The organism is Kitasatospora sp. NPDC088742 (genome assembly GCF_055584905.1).
Genome location: NZ_JBVJLD010000046.1, coordinates 43,522 through 60,179, shown reverse-complemented (window position 1 = coordinate 60,179; position 16,658 = coordinate 43,522). Strand labels below are relative to the sequence as shown.

At 73.7% G+C, this 16,658-nt stretch carries 17 protein-coding genes; 8 read left to right on the top strand and 9 right to left on the bottom strand.

Annotation, left to right across the window (positions count from 1 at the left end):
- The first annotated feature begins 6 nt into the window (after nt 1-6).
- A complete protein-coding gene (locus ACZ6ZR_RS29430) occupies nt 7-582 on the top strand; it encodes a TetR/AcrR family transcriptional regulator (protein WP_465647415.1) in 576 nt (191 codons plus the stop codon).
- 24 nt (nt 583-606) lie between these two features.
- Here ACZ6ZR_RS29430 and ACZ6ZR_RS29425 read toward each other — a convergent pair whose 3' ends face one another.
- A complete protein-coding gene (locus ACZ6ZR_RS29425; protein WP_465647413.1) occupies nt 607-1,074 on the bottom strand; it encodes a MarR family transcriptional regulator in 468 nt (155 codons plus the stop codon).
- Nucleotides 1,075-1,188: 114 nt separating this feature from the next.
- Here ACZ6ZR_RS29425 and ACZ6ZR_RS29420 point away from each other — a divergent pair, with 114 nt between their 5' ends.
- Nucleotides 1,189-2,019: an alpha/beta fold hydrolase gene (locus ACZ6ZR_RS29420; RefSeq protein ID WP_465647412.1), complete on the top strand. Its 831-nt coding sequence runs from the start codon at nt 1,189-1,191 to the stop codon at nt 2,017-2,019.
- 49 nt (nt 2,020-2,068) lie between these two features.
- Here the strand turns inward: ACZ6ZR_RS29420 and ACZ6ZR_RS29415 are convergent, their stop codons facing one another.
- The 3 genes from ACZ6ZR_RS29415 to ACZ6ZR_RS29405 form a co-directional block, all read right to left on the bottom strand.
- On the bottom strand, nt 2,069-2,833 hold the full coding sequence (locus ACZ6ZR_RS29415) for a putative protein N(5)-glutamine methyltransferase (protein ID WP_465647410.1): 765 nt from the start codon (nt 2,831-2,833) through the stop codon (nt 2,069-2,071).
- A gap of 153 nt (nt 2,834-2,986) precedes the next feature.
- Nucleotides 2,987-3,190 carry a hypothetical protein gene (locus ACZ6ZR_RS29410; RefSeq protein ID WP_465647408.1) on the bottom strand — a complete coding sequence of 68 codons (204 nt, stop codon included), beginning with the start codon at nt 3,188-3,190 and terminating at the stop codon, nt 2,987-2,989.
- The gene (locus ACZ6ZR_RS29405; protein WP_465647406.1) at nt 3,187-6,342 is read right to left on the bottom strand and encodes a DEAD/DEAH box helicase; all 3,156 of its coding nucleotides are present in this window, start codon (nt 6,340-6,342) and stop codon (nt 3,187-3,189) included. Before ACZ6ZR_RS29405 ends, ACZ6ZR_RS29410 begins: the two co-directional genes overlap by 4 nt.
- A gap of 371 nt (nt 6,343-6,713) precedes the next feature.
- Between ACZ6ZR_RS29405 and ACZ6ZR_RS29400 the strand changes: the two genes are divergently transcribed.
- On the top strand, nt 6,714-7,328 hold the full coding sequence (locus ACZ6ZR_RS29400; protein ID WP_465647404.1) for a YceI family protein: 615 nt from the start codon (nt 6,714-6,716) through the stop codon (nt 7,326-7,328).
- Here the strand turns inward: ACZ6ZR_RS29400 and ACZ6ZR_RS29395 are convergent.
- Nucleotides 7,315-8,304, bottom strand: a complete 990-nt coding sequence (locus ACZ6ZR_RS29395) for a LysR family transcriptional regulator (protein ID WP_465647402.1) — start codon at nt 8,302-8,304, stop codon at nt 7,315-7,317. The two genes, ACZ6ZR_RS29400 and ACZ6ZR_RS29395, sit on opposite strands and share 14 nt — an antisense overlap.
- Nucleotides 8,305-8,429: 125 nt before the next feature.
- On the opposite strand from ACZ6ZR_RS29395, the gene ACZ6ZR_RS29390 reads away from it, so the two are divergent.
- Nucleotides 8,430-9,680 (top strand): MFS transporter, encoded by a 1,251-nt coding sequence (locus ACZ6ZR_RS29390; RefSeq protein ID WP_465647400.1) that lies wholly within the window; start codon nt 8,430-8,432, stop codon nt 9,678-9,680.
- Nucleotides 9,681-9,715: 35 nt separating this feature from the next.
- On the opposite strand, the gene ACZ6ZR_RS29385 is transcribed toward ACZ6ZR_RS29390, so the two are convergent.
- Nucleotides 9,716-10,222 (bottom strand): GNAT family N-acetyltransferase, encoded by a 507-nt coding sequence (locus ACZ6ZR_RS29385; RefSeq protein WP_465647398.1) that lies wholly within the window; start codon nt 10,220-10,222, stop codon nt 9,716-9,718.
- A 105-nt stretch (nt 10,223-10,327) separates the two neighbouring features.
- On the opposite strand from ACZ6ZR_RS29385, the gene ACZ6ZR_RS29380 reads away from it, so the two are divergent.
- Genes ACZ6ZR_RS29380 through ACZ6ZR_RS29370 form a run of 3 tightly spaced genes read left to right on the top strand, consistent with a single transcriptional unit; the run spans nt 10,328 to nt 11,829 of the window.
- Nucleotides 10,328-10,732: a hypothetical protein gene (locus ACZ6ZR_RS29380; protein WP_465647396.1), complete on the top strand. Its 405-nt coding sequence runs from the start codon at nt 10,328-10,330 to the stop codon at nt 10,730-10,732.
- A 24-nt stretch (nt 10,733-10,756) separates the two neighbouring features.
- Nucleotides 10,757-11,047: a hypothetical protein gene (locus ACZ6ZR_RS29375; RefSeq protein WP_465647394.1), complete on the top strand. Its 291-nt coding sequence runs from the start codon at nt 10,757-10,759 to the stop codon at nt 11,045-11,047.
- 11 nt (nt 11,048-11,058) lie between these two features.
- The gene (locus ACZ6ZR_RS29370) at nt 11,059-11,829 is read left to right on the top strand and encodes a TetR/AcrR family transcriptional regulator (protein WP_465647392.1); all 771 of its coding nucleotides are present in this window, start codon (nt 11,059-11,061) and stop codon (nt 11,827-11,829) included.
- 25 nt (nt 11,830-11,854) lie between these two features.
- On the opposite strand, the gene ACZ6ZR_RS29365 is transcribed toward ACZ6ZR_RS29370, so the two are convergent.
- The gene (locus ACZ6ZR_RS29365; RefSeq protein ID WP_465647390.1) at nt 11,855-13,123 is read right to left on the bottom strand and encodes a GNAT family N-acetyltransferase; all 1,269 of its coding nucleotides are present in this window, start codon (nt 13,121-13,123) and stop codon (nt 11,855-11,857) included.
- Nucleotides 13,124-13,243: 120 nt separating this feature from the next.
- Between ACZ6ZR_RS29365 and ACZ6ZR_RS29360 the strand changes: the two genes are divergently transcribed.
- Nucleotides 13,244-14,773 carry a helix-turn-helix domain-containing protein gene (locus tag ACZ6ZR_RS29360; RefSeq protein ID WP_465647388.1) on the top strand — a complete coding sequence of 510 codons (1,530 nt, stop codon included), beginning with the start codon at nt 13,244-13,246 and terminating at the stop codon, nt 14,771-14,773.
- Nucleotides 14,774-14,919: 146 nt separating this feature from the next.
- On the opposite strand, the gene ACZ6ZR_RS29355 is transcribed toward ACZ6ZR_RS29360, so the two are convergent.
- A complete protein-coding gene (locus tag ACZ6ZR_RS29355) occupies nt 14,920-15,324 on the bottom strand; it encodes a hypothetical protein (protein ID WP_465647386.1) in 405 nt (134 codons plus the stop codon).
- A 55-nt stretch (nt 15,325-15,379) separates the two neighbouring features.
- On the bottom strand, nt 15,380-16,627 hold the full coding sequence (locus tag ACZ6ZR_RS29350; protein ID WP_465647384.1) for a C40 family peptidase: 1,248 nt from the start codon (nt 16,625-16,627) through the stop codon (nt 15,380-15,382).
- Between the last annotated feature and the right edge of the window lie 31 nt (nt 16,628-16,658).

Sequence of the window (16,658 nt, the reverse complement as noted above, 5' to 3'; positions counted from 1 at the left end):
GAGCCGATGGCACGCGTAGGACTGTCCGCCGAACGCCTCACCCTGGCCGGGGCCGAACTGGCCGACGAGGTGGGCTTCGACCAGGTGACCGTCTCGGCCCTGGCCCGGCGCTTCGACGTGAAGGTGGCCAGCCTCTACTCACACGTGCGCAACTCTCAGGACCTGCACGAGCGGATCGCCCTGCTGGCCCTCGCCGAACTGGCCGACCGGGCCTCGGCCGCCCTGGCCGGCCGCGCCGGGAAGGACGCACTGACCGCACTGGCCAACGTCTACCGGGACTACGCCCGCGAGCACCCCGGCCGGTACGCCGCCGCCCAGCTCCGGCTGACCCCGGAGGCCGCCGCCGCGAGCGCGGGCGCTCGGCACGCCGAGCTGACCCGGGCGGTCCTGCGTGGCTACCAGCTGGAGGGGCCGGACCAGACTCACGCGGTGCGGCTGATGGGCAGCCTGTTCCACGGCTACGTGACGCTGGAGCTGGGCGGCGGCTTCAGCCACAGCGCGCCGGACACGCAGGAGACCTGGGAGCGGGTGCTGGACGCACTGGACGCACTGCTGCGGAACTGGCCGGAGGGCCGGGGCTGAGGGGCCGTCAGGGGCGATCCGCGTTCAGGAGGGCGAGGCGTCGGAGCGGACCTGCGCGGCGGGCCGGAGGTGGTGGGCCAACAGGTCCAGGGCGGTGGTCAGTTCGCGGAGTTCGGCGGGGGTGGCGTCGGGGAGGGCCGCGGCGAGGGCGGGCGCGATCGAGGTGGCGCGGACCTCGGCGACCCGGGGGGTGGGTTCGGCGGCCGGGCGGAGGAGGGTGCGGCGGCGGTCGGCCGGATCCGGGGCCGCCTCGACGGAGCCGGCCTCGCGGAGGCGGGCGACGGCCGTGGAGACCTGACTCTGCGGCAGACCGGTGCGGCCGACGATCTCGCTGACGGTCGTGCCGGGATGGGCGGCCACGTCGCCCGCGACGATCAGGGTCAGCCTGGTCCCGCCCGACTGGCGGTCGGCCCCGCCCGGCGGTTCGGGGAGGGCCTCCTCGCCGATCTTCATCAGGGCGCGGCCCAGCAGGAAGAGCTCGACTCCGTTCATGGGGAGAAGGTACATCGGATTTGATTCATCTATATGGATACATCTAATTGGATGCGCTACGGTGGGACCAGCGCCCGGCGGAGTGACCACCGGGCCGGATCGAGGGGGACCACCATGCCTGAGCTCGCCGTGGACGGCGCCGTGCTGCACTACCAACTCCGGGGCACTGGGCCGCTGTTGCTCGTCTCGCAGAGCGGCGAGGGCGACGCCGACCGCAGCACCGACCTGGTCGACGCCCTGGCCGGCGCCTTCACCGTGGTCACGTACGACCGGCGCGGTCTCTCCCGGAGCCGCACGGAGGAGGGGCGCGAGGCGGCCACCCTGGCGGACCACGTCGACGACGTGCACCGGCTGCTCGCCGCCCTGACGGACCGTCCGGCGGCGATGCTCGGGTGCAGTCTCGGGGCGGTCATCGGACTGCACCTCGCCGTCCGGCACCCCGGGCAGCTCTCCACCCTGATCGCCCACGAGCCGGTGGCGCCCTGGCTGCTCGGGGCGGCCGAACGGACCTACCACGAGCAGGAGTTGGCGGACCTTCAAGAGCTCTACCTGCGGGACGGGCTGGCAACGGTACTGCCGGAGATCGCCCGGGTGCTGGGCATCGACACCACCGGACGGGACGCCGAGCCCGGCCTCACCCCGCAGCCGATGAACGCCCGACGGCGGGCGAACTTCGACCACTTCCTCCGGCACGACTTCACGGCAGTGCTCCAGGACGACCTGGAGCCGGCCGCCCTGGCCGCCTCACCGGTCCGGATCGTTCCCGCCGCCGGGCTCACGACTCCGGCGGAGGTCTTCGACCGGCGCTGTGCCGATGCACTGGCCTCGCTGGTGGGGACGGAGGTGGCCGAGTTCCCCGGCGGCCACAACGGCAACACCAGCCACCCCCGGGCCTACGCTGCCCGGGTGGTCGAACTCCTCGGCAGCGAGGGCTACTTGGGGTAGCAGGGCGGCGCACCCCTGGGCACGTGGCCACGCCCGCCCGCCGCCGGGGTCAGGTGGGGCGGACGCCGATGACCACCGTGGCGTCGTGGTCGTCGGAGGTGGTGGTGCGGGGGTGGAGGCCGGCGGTGGTCATGGCGGCGGCGGTGGCGGGGGCCTGGCGGGCGCTGGTCTCGATGAGGAGGTGGCCGCCGGGGGCCAGCCAGCGGGGAGCGTCGGAGATGACGCGGCGTTGGACGGCGAGGCCGTCGGGGCCGCCGTCGAGGGTGGTGAGGGGTTCGTGGTCGCGTGCCTCGGGCGGGAGGAAGCGGATCTCGTCGGTGGGGACATAGGGGGCGTTGGCGACCAGGACGGTGATCCGGCCGCGCAGGCCGGGCGGCAGCGGGGCGTACAGGTCGCCCTGGTGGAGGTGGGCGGAGGCGGGCAGGTTGCGGCGGGCGCAGGCGAGGGCGGCCGGGTCGAGGTCGGCGGCGTGCAGTTCGGCGTGCGGGCCGCGGGCCAGGACGGCGGCCACGGCGCCCGCGCCGCAGCAGAGGTCGAGCACGACGGACTCGGGGGTGAGCAGGGCGGCGGCCCGCTCGGCCAGGTACTCGGTGCGGCGGCGCGGTACGAACACGCCGGGGCCGACCGCGATCCGCAGCCCGCAGAACGCGGCCCAGCCGAGCACGTGCTCCAGGGGGTACCCGGCCGCCCGACGGGCCGTCATGTCGGCCAGCCGGACCGGGTCTTGGGCGGTGGCGAGCAGCAGTTCGGCCTCGTCCTCGGCGAAGACGCAGCCGGCGGCGCGGAGGGTGGAGACGGTGGTGGCGTACGACACGGTGAGATGCCTTTCGAAGCTTCGAAGGGCGCTCTCGGGTCCGGTCGGTCAGACCGGACGGGAGACGGAGGAGAGCACCCGGACCTTCACAGCGGTAATGGGTCTCACCTCCTCGACAGGCTCCGTGGACCATGACCACGGGAAGGTTGCACTCTATCGGACGCCGGGCTCCGCATCGGTCATCCGGCGGTAGGCGGCGGCCAGCACCGCCGCGAGGTCGCGGCCACCGAGGCGGATGCCGGACGGGCCGAGGGCGTCGAGCGCCGTCCCGTCCGCCTCGGGCGTGGGAGCGGACGCCGGCCCGAGGGTGAAGGCGCCGTCCCAGAAGTGCTCGGGCACCGGCTGGTGGTCCGTCATGTCTCCTCCTCCAGGGCCTCGGTGGCGAGGGTGACCAGTTCGCGCAGGGCGGCCGGGTCGAGGTCGGTGAGCCAGCGCTCCTCGGCGGCCACCGCCTGTTCGGCCAAGGAGCGCTTGGCCTCGATGAGTTCGCCGATCCGCTCCTCGACGGTGCCGACGCAGACCAGGCGGCGGACCTGGACGGCGCGGTGCTGGCCGATCCGGTGGACCCGGTCGGTGGCCTGGTCCTCGACCGCCGGATTCCACCAACGGTCCAGGTGGATCACCTGGTTGGCGGCGGTGAGGTTGAGACCGGTGCCGCCCGCGCGGAGCGAGAGCAGGAAGACCCGGGGGCCGTCCGCCTCCTCGGCCTGGAAGCGGGCCACCATCTCCTCCCGGCGGTGGCGGGGCACGCCGCCGTGCAGGTAGAGCACCTCGGTGCCGAGCCGCTGGGCCAGGTGCGGCTGGAGCCGCCGCCCGAACTCGGCGTACTGGGTGAAGACCAGCGCCCGGTCGCCCTCCGCCAGCGCCTCGGCGAGCAGCTCCTCCAGCCTGGCGACCTTGCCCGAACGGTCGCCCAACGGCGAGCGGTCGTGCAGGAGTTGGGCCGGGTGGTTGCAGACCTGTTTGAGCCGTCCGATCGCGGCCAGCACCGCGCCCTTCCGCTCGACGCCCCGGACGCCCTGGAGGCGGTGGAGCAGTTCGGCCACCACCGCCTGGTAGAGCCCGGCCTGTTCGGCCGTCAGGTGGCAGCGGACGGTGATCTCCTGCTTGGCCGGCAGCTCGACGGCCACCGCCGGGTCGGACTTGCGGCGGCGCAGCACGAACGGCCCGGTCAGCCGCCGCAGCCGGGCCCCGGCCGCCGTGCTGCCGTGCTGCTCGACCGGCAGGCCGAAGCGTTCGCGGAAGGCCTCGGCGCTGCCGAAGAGGCCGGGGTTGGCGAAGTCCAGCACGGTGTGCAGCTCGGCCAGCCGGTTCTCCACCGGGGTGCCGGTGAGGGCGATCCGGTGCACGGTGGCGGGGACCGAACGGAGCGCCCTGGACTGAGCGGTGGCCGCGTTCTTGACGTGCTGCGCCTCGTCGGCGACCACCCGCCGCCACCGCACTGCCCGGAGCAGACCGATGTCGCGCTGGAGCACGCCGTAGGTGGTGATCACCAGGTCGGCCCCGGGGAGTGCGGTGGCGCGCTCGCGCTCGGTGCCGTGGTGGACGTGCACCCGGAGCATCGGGGCAAACCGGGCCGCCTCCCGCTGCCAGTTCCCGACCAGGGACATCGGGCAGACCAGCAGGGTCGGCCCGGTGGCGCCCGCGTGGTGCTCGGCCGCCAGCAGGGCGAGGGTCTGCACGGTCTTGCCGAGGCCCATGTCGTCGGCCAGCACGCCCCCCAGGCCGAGCCGGGCCAGGGTGTGCAGCCAGGCCAACCCCCGCTCCTGGTAAGGGCGGAGGGTCGCGCCGAAGCCCGGCGGCAGCGGCGGGGCGGCGGTGTCCACGGCGCGGCCGGCGAGCAGCTCGCCGAGCGGGCCGGTGGCCGTGACGGCGGTGACCGGCAGCCCTCCGGCGGAGGCGGACGGGTCCAGGGCGAGACGGAGCAGGTCAGGGGTGGTGATGGTGCCGCTGCCGTGGTGCTCCAGGAAGCGCAGCGCGGTGGCGATCTGCCCGGCGTCCACCTCCACCCAGCGGCCGCGCAGTCGCACCAGCCCCTGCTGGGCCGCCCCGAGGTCGGCCAACTCCTTTTCGGTGAGGGCAACTTCACCGAGCGCCAGCTGCCAGCGGAAGTCCACCACGGAGTCCCGGTCCACCTGGGCCTCGCGCTTCACCGAGCCGGGCGGGGTGACCCGGGCGGCGGTGAGGGCGAGCCCGAGGCGCGGACGGCGCTGCCACCAGCTGGGGAGCAGGACACCGAAACCGGCCTCGGCCAGGGCCGGGGCCGCGTCCCGGAGGAAGCCGAGCGCCTCCTCCCGGCCGATCCGCAGGGCGGTCGGCCGGGAGCCGGACAGGGCGGGGAGCAGCTCCGGGCGGCGGAGTGCGGCGCGGTGCAGCTCGACGGCGAACTGCTCGGCCGCGTCGTTGACTTGACGGACGAGCGCGGCGGCGGCCGGACCGTCCGCCCAGAGCTCGGCGGCGGAGACCAGGAGGGAGGGCCGGTCCACCGCCTGGAGCAGGAAGTCGATCCGCCAGTCGTCCTCGTCGGGGCGGCCCTCGGGGTCGACGTCGCCGGGGCCGAGCGGTTCGGAGAGTCGGAAGCAGAGCCGGAGCGTGCGGTCGGGGGCGGGGTCGCCGGCGTACCAGCGCGTCAACTTCTCTTGCAGGTCGGCGAGTTCGAAGCTCGGATCGCCGGTGGAGGACTCAGGCGCGGGGACGGTGCCGTCGGGGGCATGGAGGGCGGCCAGCCAGGCGGCGGTCGCGCCCTCGCCCGTGGGGGCGGGCGTACCCTCCAGGGCCACCCGCACCTCACGGTCGGTCAGCACGTCGAGCAGCGCGGCGACCAGCGCGTCCGCCGCCCCCGGACCGAAGGACTGGGCCTGCGGTGCGGCGGACGGGACCTCCGCGAGGGCGATCGGCGGGCAGCCCCGGGCCAGCGCCCCGGCCTCCGCGCGGGCGGCCCGGTCGGGGGCGGGCTGCCAGTGGGCGTACGGGCGGCCGCCCCGTTCGCGCAGGACGGGGAGGACCCGGCCCCGGCCGGCCAGCCGCCAGGCGAGGTCGTGGACGGCGGTGAGCCAGCGGAGCGAGGCGCCGTAGGCGAGCTCCACCGGGCCTTCGGCGTCGGGGAGTTCGAGGGTGGCGGCGCCCCCGTGCGGATCGAAGAGCTCGCCGAGCAGCTGGGCGGCGGCGGGCGGCGCGAAGAGCAGGACGGGCACCCGCCAGTCGGCGAGCGAGACCCCCTGGCCGGTGGCGCCGACGGGCAGCTGCGGGGAGGGCGAGGGCGCCCCGCCGAGGCCGGGCAGCCGGAGCGTCCCCCACCGCTCGGGCGCCTGCCCGGCCAGCCATCCGACGCCGGGGCCGAGCGCGGCCAGCAACCGGGCGACCTCGGCGGCGGGGCAAGCGTAGGGGTGCGCGGCAGCGGCCGCGCCCTGGCGGGCGGACGGCGCACGGGGGGCGGCGAAGGCGCGGGCGTCCTCGGCCCAGAGCGCGAGCTGCCCGTCGGCCCGCCAGAACGCGTGCAGCGCATACACCGGCGCACACACCTCCTGACCACGGGCAATCCTCGGATTCCCACCCTAGAGGGGCGGTCGGACACTGCGCGTTCGAGCGAAACGGGAGGGCACCGCGATTGGGGACAGGAAGGGAAGGCGGGGCGAGGAGTGAGGCGGAGCGGGCGAGGGACGGCAGGGCAGGGCAGGGCAGGGCAGGGCAGGCGGGTCAACGCGAGACCGGGCGAGACGGAGCGGCGCGGGGCTTCGGGCGGCCGTGGCGACCCCTTCGGATGCATTTCAAGCCGACCCACCGGCTTGTGGTTGAACTTTGAACGAAACGGGTCTACGGTGGAGCCATCAACAAAGTTGAAGCCTAAACAACTGGCTTCGCACCCCGAGGAGCAGCAGCCATGGGCATCTTCAACCGCAACAAGACCGCCGCGACCACCACCACCGCCGTCGCCGAGCGCCCGGCCGGTCCGGACCTCGCCCACCTCACCGGCGACTACGCGATCGACGCCTCGCACAGCCAGATCGGCTTCGCCGTCCGCCACGCCATGGTGACCAACGTCCGCGGTCAGTTCACCGAGCACGAGGGCCTGCTCAAGCTCGACGGCACCACCCCCGAGAACTCCACGGCCGTCCTCACCATCAAGGTCGCCAGCATCGACACCGGCAACGGCCAGCGCGACGAGCACCTGCGCACCGGTGACTTCTTCGCCGCCGAGACCTTCCCGGAGATCACCTTCCGCTCCACCTCCGCCGAGCGCATCGACGGCGACTCGTACCGGATGACCGGCGAGCTGACCATCAAGGACACCACCCGCCCGGTCGTGCTCGACCTCGAGTACACCGGCAGCGCCACCGACGTGTACGGCGCCCAGCGGGTCGGCTTCGAGGGCTCGACCACCGTGGACCGCACCGTCTGGGGCCTCAGCTACAACGCCGCGCTGGAGGCCGGTGGCGTGCTGATCGGCGAGAAGGTCAAGCTCAGCTTCGACATCTCCGCCGTCAAGCAGGCCTGACCCCCGCCCGCTCCCCCAGCAGTGCGGCGTCCTCGGCGGGCAGCCAACTGCCCGCCGGACGGCGCAGCCAGCCCTCGCGGGCACCGAGCCGCTCGGCCGCCTCGCGCAGGGCCCGCAGACCCGGATGACGCTCCCCCGGCCGGTGCACCAGGCTGACCAGGGCGAGCGGTACCGGATCGATCAGTGGCAGGGTCACGGCCCCGGGTATCCCGGGGCCGCCCGTCGTGGTGAGCATGGCCTCGCCGTGCCGCGCCAGATAGTGGCCCACCTCGTCCGCCCCGACCGGTGGCGTGTGCGGCGCCGCGGCCACCAGGCCGAAGGCGTCCAGCAGCCGGCGCCCCAGCTCGGTCCACTCGGTGGTGGTGGGATTGCCCGCGCAGACGTCCACCGGATACCCGGCCAGCGCCGCCAGCGGCACCCGTTCGAGCCCGGCCAGCGGGTGCGAGAGCGGCAGCATCACCGCCATCTCCTCGAACCGCACCGGCAGTTGGGCCAGCCCGGCCCGCACCCCCGGCGCCAGACCGGCGTACCGCCCGAACGAGGCGTCCAGCCGGTAGGCCAGCAACTCCCCCGCAGCGGCGGCCAGTCCACCGTGGAAGCGGGCCAGCAGCTCCTGCCCCGGGCAGGCCTCCCGGGCCGCCGCCAGCACCCGGACGGTGGTCAGGTCCTCCCCGTCGACGTCGTTGTTCAGGTCCACCAGCAGCGGCCGGAGGACGTCCGGACCGTCCAGCAACTCGTCGTGCAGCACCAGGAGTTCACGCACCTTCGGCAGCAGCCGCTCCCCGTCCGGGGTGAGCCGCACGCTCCGCGTGGTCCGGTCGAAGAGCTGCCGCCCGATCGCCTCCTCCAAGGTCCGGACGTCCCGGCTGAGCGCCTGCTGCGCCACGTGCAGCCGCTCGGCGGCCCGGCCGAAGTGCAGGGTCTCGGCGGTGGCCACGAAGCCGCGCAGCAGCCTGGGGTGGAGATCACGGGACATCCGGGCACCCTAGCCGATTGACAACACGGCTGTTGTCAATCGCGCCGAACAGGTGTTGGACCGGGCGTGGGGCGGGCCGTCAGGGTGGGTGACACCCCCTCCGCTGACGCCTGCTCAGGAGTTCCGTGTTCGCCTCGTACCGCCGTCTGTTCGCCGCTCCCGGCGCGCTCGCCTTCACGCTGAGCGCGCTGCTGGCGCGGCTCTCCTACACGATGACCGGAGTCTCGGTGGTGCTGTTGGTGGCCGCCCGGCGGGACTCGTACGCGCTGGCCGGGGCGGTGTCGGCCGCCGGGGTGGTGGCGGTGGCGGTCGGGATGCCGCTGCTCGGGCGGCTGGTCGACCGGTACGGGCAGGCGCGGGTCTCGGTGCCGTGCGTGCTGGCCGGGGCCGGGCCGATGGCCGGGCTGCTGCTCTGCGCCCACTACGACGCTCCGGCCTGGACGCTCTTCGTCTGCTACCCCCTGGCCTCGGTGATGCCCAACCTCGGCGGGATGGCGCGCGCCCGCTGGGCCCACCTCTACGCGGACGACCCCGAGGCGCGGCACACCGCGAACGCGCTGGAGCAGGCGCTCGACGAGGTCTGCTTCATGGCCGGGCCGGTGCTCGGGACGGCGCTGTGCACCGGGTTGTTCCCGGAGGCCGGGCTGCTGGTGGGGTTCGCGCTGGGTGGGTGCGGGGTGCTGCTGTTCGCGGCGCAGCGGCGGACCGAGCCGCCCGTGCGGCGGGAGCGGGTGCTGACGGAGGGTCGGGCCGGGGCCCTGCGGGTGGGGCGGCTGTGGCTGCTGGTGGCGGTGTTCGCCGCGACCGGGGTGCTGTTCGGGTCGATGGAGGTCACCACGGTCGCGTATGCCGACGCCGCCGGGCAGCGGGGGTCGGCCGGGTGGCTGCTGGGGCTGGTGGCGGCCGGTTCCGGGATCTCGGGGCTGGCGTTCGGGATGCTGCGGAGCCGGATCGACGCGGCCGCGCGGCTGCTCGCGGGGCTGGGGGTGCTGGCCGTGCTGGTGCTGCTGCCGCTGGTGGTCGGATGGATCGGGGGTGGGCTCGCGCTGCTCGGGCCGGCGCTCTTCGTGGTCGGGGTGGCGGTGGCACCGACGATGGTGACAGGCATGACGCTGGTTCAGGAGGTCCTGCCGGCGGGCCAGTTGAACGAGGGCATGGGCATCGCGGTGGCCGGGATCCTGGTCGGCATCTCCGCCGGGGCGGCGGGCGGCGGCGCGGTCGCGGAACACGCCGCCCCCGGGACGGGCTACCTGATCACGGCCGGCGCGGCGCTGCTGGCCCTCGCGCTGACGGCCGCCGGGCACCGGGTGCTGGCCACGCCTGCGGGGGTGCGGGGAAGCGCACGCGGGGAGACGGCGACACCTGCCGCGGCCTGACACCGCCCCGCCCCCGGGCACCCGGCCCGGAGACGTCACCCGAGGAAGGTGTACTCGTACTCGGGGAGCGGGTACCCGCCCGGGAACCAGCCGGTGCGGGTGTCGGTGCGGGTGGCGCCCTCGCGTTCGTAGAAGGCGACGGCGCGGGTGTTGCCCTGGAGGACCTCCAGGTAGAGGGTGACGTCGCGGCAGTGGTCGCGGCAGGCGTCGAGCAGGCGCGCTCCGATCCCGCCGCCGGTCAGCCCGGGGCGGACGTGGAGGTTGTCGAGCAGGACGCGACCGTCCGGCTGCGGCACCAGGTAGGCGAAGCCGACCACCTCTCCCCCGCGTTCCGCGACCAGCAGCTGCGGGGTGTTGGCCGGCTCGCCGTAGTCGGCGGTGAGCCGCAGGTCCCAGAGCTCCCGCCGTTCCTCCACCAGACCGTCCCCGAGCGCCTCGGCCGGGACGATGCCCGCGTAGGCGGTGCGCCAGCTGGCGCTGTGCAGGGCGGCGACCGCGTGGGCGTCGGCGGGGGTGCCGGGGCGGATGAGCGACTGATCCATGCCGAGAGCCTGTCACAGCACGCCCCATCCTCATCTTGAACATGTTCAAGAATGGCTCTACAGTCACACCAGAACTTTTGAACGCGTTCGAAAAGGAGCGGTCCCATGGACCTCACGGTCATCGGCTATGCCGTCTACCTGCCCGTCGCCACCGGCGTGACCTACTGGGTCGCCCGCACCCTGAGCCGCAACGGGCGCCTCTTCCTCTCCGACGTCTTCGCCGGCGACGAGCGGCTGGCGGACGCCGTCAACCACCTGCTGGTGGTCGGCTTCTACCTGATCAACCTCGGCTTCGTCGCCCTCTGGATGCGCAGCGACCACCAGGTGGAGAACGCCGCCGGGGTCTTCGAGGCGCTCTCCTACAAGCTCGGCACCGTACTCCTGCTGCTGGGCGTGATGCACCTGGGCAACGTCTACGTGCTCAACCGGATCCGCCGCCGGGGTTCGCTGGAGCAGCAGCAGCGCCCGCCGGTCGCCCCGCAGGGCTTCGTCGCCCCGAACCCGGCCTGACGGACGGCCGGGGAGATGACCACCATGACCACTGCGGCGCCGAGCGTCCCGGCGCCGATCCGCCGGCTCACCGTGCCGCACGATCCGGACTGCTCGCTCTGCCGCCACCTCGCGGCCTGGCTGCGCGGCCAGCCGACGCTGGTGCCGCCGGCGCGGGCCGCCGTGTTCGCCGTCAGCGCGTACCGCCGGGCGACCGGCGCCGGCCTCCCGCCCGAGCCCGAGCCGGACACCGGGGAGTGGCCACCCGGAGGCACGTCGGGCGGGCCGGTCTGTGACGACGGCTCATGTCCGCTGCCGGCCACGCCGTCCGGGTAGGCTCAACCAGCGTGGAGCAGCCGAACCAGCACGAGAGCGACAACCGCACCGCCGAGCAGGCCTCTGAGCTTCCGGGCGGTCGCGCCCTCCCCAAGACCGGGAAGAGCGAACAGACCCGGGCGCTGATCCTGGACACCGCGATGCGGCTGTTCAAGGAGCGCGGCTACGACAAGACCACGATGCGGGCGATCGCTTCGGAGGCCGGGGTCTCGGTCGGGAACGCGTACTACTACTTCGAGTCGAAGGAGTTCCTGATCCAGGGCTTCTACGACCTGATGACGTACGACCACGCGGCCGACGCCAAGGCCCGCATGGAGGGGCACAAGGAGTTCGCCGACCGGCTCCAGATCGCCCTGGAGTCCTGGCTGGACACCGCGGCCCCGTACCACGAGTTCGCCTCGCAGTTCTTCCGGACCGCCGCCGATCCGAACAGCTCGCTGAGCCCGTTCTCCAACGAGTCGCACCCGGCCCGGGCCACCGCGGTCCAGCTGTTCCGGGAGGTGCTCGACGGCTCGGAGCTGAACAGCAAGCTGGACGCCGAACTGGCCGAGCTGCTGCCGGACCTGCTCTGGCTGCACCTGATGGTCGTGGTGCTGTACTGGGTCTTCGACCGCACCGAGGACACCGAGCGGACCCGGGAGTTCGTCCGCCGCTCGACCCCGTTCGCGGCCAAGCTGCTGACGCTCTCCCGGTACCGGGTGTTCCGCCCGATCGTCCGGGACGCCAAGGGGCTGATCCAGGACTTCATCCTGCCGACCATCGGCCGGACCCAGAAGTCCTGAACCACGCCCACGTGGCGACGGACCGTCAGAACGGCTCCGGGTTCCACGCCCGGAGCGGGGTGCGGAGCAGCAGGTCGGCGGTGGCCGCCGCGCCGGGGCGCAGCTCGGTGACCAGACCGGCCAGCGCCCGCCGGGAGGCGGACTCGGAGCCCAGGTAGAGCGCGCCCAACTCGGATGCGTTCAGGGCGAGTTCGGCCGGGTCGTCGGTCCGCTCGGCCCGGCCGGTGCCGTCCTCGGCCACGGTCAGCGCCCAGCGGCCGTCGGCGTACCCGTGCCGGTCGGTGACCTCCAGCACCAGGCGGCCGGGGGCGGCGTAGGTGCGGGCACCGAAGGCGGCCGGGACGTCCAGCAGCCGGAGCCAGATGGCGTCCCCGTACTCCTCGCCGGGCAGGGCGTACCGCGGGTCCTTGAGCCAGAACGGCAGCGGGTCGTCGGCGCCGAGGTTCTCGACCACGACGGTGCGGACCCAGTCCACCGAGAAGACCAGCCGCCAGAGCGCGAGGGCGGCCGTGGTGTCCAGGGCGATGAAGTCGTGGACGGTGAGGGTGCAGTTGGGCAGCCCGCCGTCCCAGCTGTCGTCCACCCGGTAGGTGGCGATGCCCGCGACGGCGCCGTTCTCGTCCCGGTAGACGGCGGCGAACGGCTCCTTCCAGTCGTAGCCGGGCGCGGTGATCTCACCGGTGGACGTCTTCCACCGGTACGGCTTGCGCTCGATCGCCCCGGGCTGGGTCAGCCGCCAGCGGTCGTAGAACTCCGGGCCGATCTTGCGGAGTTCCTCCATCGAGACGAAGTCCACCCGGCCGGGCGCCGGCGGCAGGTCGTCCCGCAGGCCGCCGCTGCCTCGGGCGTCGATCTTCAGCCCTTCGATCCGGGAGGCCGGACCGAAGCCGAAGCGGCCGTAGATGGTGTACTCCGCCGCCAGCAGGATGGCGACCGCACAGCCCCGGGCCCGGGCGTCCGCCAGGTCGGTGGCCATCATCCGGCTGAGCAGACCGCGCCTGGTGTGGGTGGAGTTGACCGTCACGGCGGAGACCGCGTCGGCCAAGACGGTGCCGCCGCCCGGGACGGTCAGCTCGGTGTCGAAGCTGCGGAAGGTGGCCACGCAGCGGGCCGGGTCGAAGGGGTCGAACGCGCCCTGGACGCGGTTCGGCTCGAACTGGAGGCGGCGCAACTCCCCGCCGTCCCCGATGTGGGGCCGCATGAAACCCCGGGCCAGTGCGCGCCCCCATGCGGGGAGTTCGTCCTCGGTGATGTAGCGGATCTCGACCTGCCGCTCAGGTCCGTCGTTGCCCATCCCGTCACCGTACGACGCACCGTCAGGCGTCGGCATCCGTATTTCACCCAGCCGGCTCCCAGGGAACCCGGAGCGACTCCTTGGCTTCCCTCATCTCACATATGAGATATCGTCTGGCGAATGAGCGACGACTACCTCAAGCGCATCGGCGGCCTCATCCGCACCGCCCGCGAGCACAAGGGCAAGACCCAGGGCCAGCTCGCGGAGGCTCTCGGCACCAGCCAGAGCGCGGTCAACCGGATGGAGAAGGGCCAGCAGAACCTGACGCTGGAGATGGTCGCGCGGATCGGCGAGGCACTGGACAGCGAGATCGTCTCGCTCGGCTACGCCGGCCCGATGCACCTGCGGGTCGACGGCGGACGGCAGTTGAGCGGCGCCATCGAGGTCCGCAGCAGCAAGAACGCCAGCGTCGCCCTGCTCTGCGCCTCGCTGCTCACCACCGGCCGCACCACGCTCCGCCAGGTCGCCCGGATCGAGGAGGTCTACCGCATCCTGGAGGTGCTCTCCTCGATCGGCGTCAAGGCCCGCTGGGTCAACGACGGCCGCGACCTGGAGCTCACCCCGCCCACCGAACTCGCCCTGGACTCCATGGACGAGGCCGCGGCGGTCCGCACCCGCAGCGTGCTGATGCTGCTCGGCCCGCTGATGCACCGCGCCGAGCAGTTCCGCATCCCCTACGCGGGCGGGTGCGACCTCGGGACCCGGACGGTGCAGCCGCACCTGGGCGCGCTGCGGCAGTTCGGCCTGGAGGTCGCCGCGACGGACGGCAGCTACCACGCGCACGTCGAGCGCGGGGTCTCGCCCGGGCGGGCGATCGTGCTGACCGAGCGCGGGGACACCGTGACCGAGAACGCGCTGATGGCCGCCGCCCGGCACGACGGCGTGACGGTGATCCGCAACGCCAGCCCGAACTACATGGTTCAGGACCTCTGCTTCTTCCTGGAGCAGCTGGGCGTGAAGATCGAGGGCATCGGGACCACCACGCTGGTGGTGCACGGGCAGCCCGACATCACTTGTGACGTCGACTACGCCCCGGCCGAGGACCCGGTCGAGGCGATGAGCCTGCTCGCCGCCGCCGTGGTCACCTCCTCCGAGCTGACCATCCGCCGGGTGCCGATCGAGTTCCTGGAGATCGAGCTCGCGGTCCTGGAGCAGATGGGCCTCGACTACGACCGCACCCCCGAGTACCCGGCCCAGAACGGCCGCACCCGGCTGGTCGACCTGACGGTCCGTCCGTCCAAGCTCACCGCCCCCGTCGACAAGATCCACCCGATGCCCTTCCCCGGCATCAACATCGACAACGTCCCCTTCTTCGCGGTCATCGCCGCGGCCGCCCACGGCACCACCCACATCAACGACTGGGTCTACGACAACCGGGCGATCTACCTCACCGACCTGACCCGCCTGAACGCCGACGTGACGCTGCTCGACCCGCACCGGGTCCTGGTCCAGGGCCCGACCCGGTGGCGCGCCGCCGAGACCGTCTGCCCCCCGGCCCTGCGGCCGGCGGTGGTGCTGCTGCTCGCGATGCTCGCGGCGGAGGGGACCTCGGTCCTGCGCAACGTCTACGTCATCAACCGCGGCTACGAGGACCTCGCCGCCCGGCTGAACTCGATCGGTGCCAACATCGAGACCTTCCGCGACATCTGACGGCCAGTCGGCTTGCATGGTCGGCATCAGTGCCCGTCGCTGGTGCCGGCCTCTTCGCTACCCTGGCGGAAGTTCCTCCGCCTCGCCAGAATGCGCACAATGTCCGATTCGAAGGAAGTTGCACACAGCGCCCACCAGCGCTGACATCACCGCAGCTCGGCAAGCTGCTCCCCGCGCCTGCGGGGGTTGGTCCCGCTGGTCATCACTGTGCTGTCTCCAACCCTGACGGGCTGTGAGTGGAGAGCCAGGACGGCGGCCTGCACCAGTGCGGCGGCGGAGCCGAGTGCCACGGTGAGGCAGAGCAGGACGTGGAGCAGCCGGGAACCGGTCTCGGCGAGTCGTTGGTGCTCCGTCCCCTTGCTCCGGGCGGAGGCGGAGGCGAGCAGCCAGGTGGCTCCGAGGGATGCGGCGACGGCGGCCGGTAGCACCCGTTCGGTGGTGGTCGCCCCGAAGCCGGCCGGCAGGAAACCGAGGAGCAGGCCGTGCACGGCCGCGGCCAGTGCCGTCAGCAGCGTGAGCCGTCCCGTCGCCCGCGTCCACCTGGTGGTCATGCGCCCTCCCCGTCCTGAACTCCGTTGAGCAGGACGGGATCACCTCAGGCGGAGGTCAGGGGCGGCCGTAGAAGTCGGGGCGTCCCATGATCCAGAGGCTGGCCTGTTTGATGGCGGTGCCGGGGCGGGGGGCCTCGATCATCTGGTCGTCGCCGATGTAGAGGGCGACGTGGTGGATGTCGCGGGCGCGGCCGGTGTCGGTCCAGAAGACCAGGTCGCCGGGGCGGAGTTGGGCGTAGGAGACGGGGGTGGACTCGGCGTACTGGTCGGCGGCGAAGTGGGTGAGGGACTTGCCGGCGCGGCGCCAGGCCATCATGGTCAACCCCGAGCAGTCGTAGCCGGCCGGGCCTTCGCCGCCCCAGATGTAGGGCAGGCCGATCTTGGAGCGGGCGAAGGCGATGGCGGCGGCGGCGCCGTCGGCGGACCACGGGGTGTCGGCCGACGGGTGGGCGGCGGAGTCGGAGGAGGACCAGGAGGGGGCGGACGCGGCCGCGGCGGCAGCGGCCTCGCGGGCGGCGGCCTCCTCGGCGGCGCGGGCGGCCTCGGCGGCCTGCTGGGCGGCGATGGCTTCGAGGGCCTCGCGGCGCTGGCGTTCGAGTTCGAGGGTGGTGTTGCGGGCGGCGGCCAGGGCGGTGAGGAGCTGTTCGCGGCGGGCGGTGATCTCGGTGACCTGGGTCTGCTGGGTGACCAGGCGGGCCTGGGCCGCCTCCTTGGCGAGGCGGACGGCCTCGGCGGCGCGGGTCGCGTCCTCCTCGGCGGCGCGGGCGGCCTCGGCGGTGCGGGACGCCTCGGCGGCGGTGGAGGTGGCGGCGTCCAGGATGGCCTTGGTGGTGGAGCCGATCACCCCGACGGCAACGGCCTGACGGCCCGCGGCGGCCGGGCCGTGAGCGCCCAGCAGGGCGTCGATGGCCGAGAGTTGGGGGCCGGCCCCGCCCTGGCGGTAGGTCTCGGCGGCGAGCGCGGCGGCGGTGTCGGCAGCCTCCGCGCGGGCCGCCTCGGCGGTGGCGGCCTGGGTGGCGCGGGTGGCGGCCTCGGCCCGGGCGCGCTTGAGGTGGGCCTGGGCGCCGTTGTAGGCCTCGACGGCCTGTTCCGCCTCGCGGCCGGTCCGGTCCAGGTCCTTCTGGGCAGCGGTGAGGCTGGCCTCGATGGCGGTGGTGTCGGCCTGGGCGGCGGCCTCGTCGGCGTGGGCGGCGGCGATGTCCTCGGTGGACGGGTAGGGGTCGGGCGCGGCCACCGCTGCGGGGAGGAGGCCGAGCAGGCCGGCCAGGGTGAGGAGGAGGGTGGGGAGGAATCTTCGGGTCACGGGGGTGCCCTCCTACGCCGTCTGACGATCA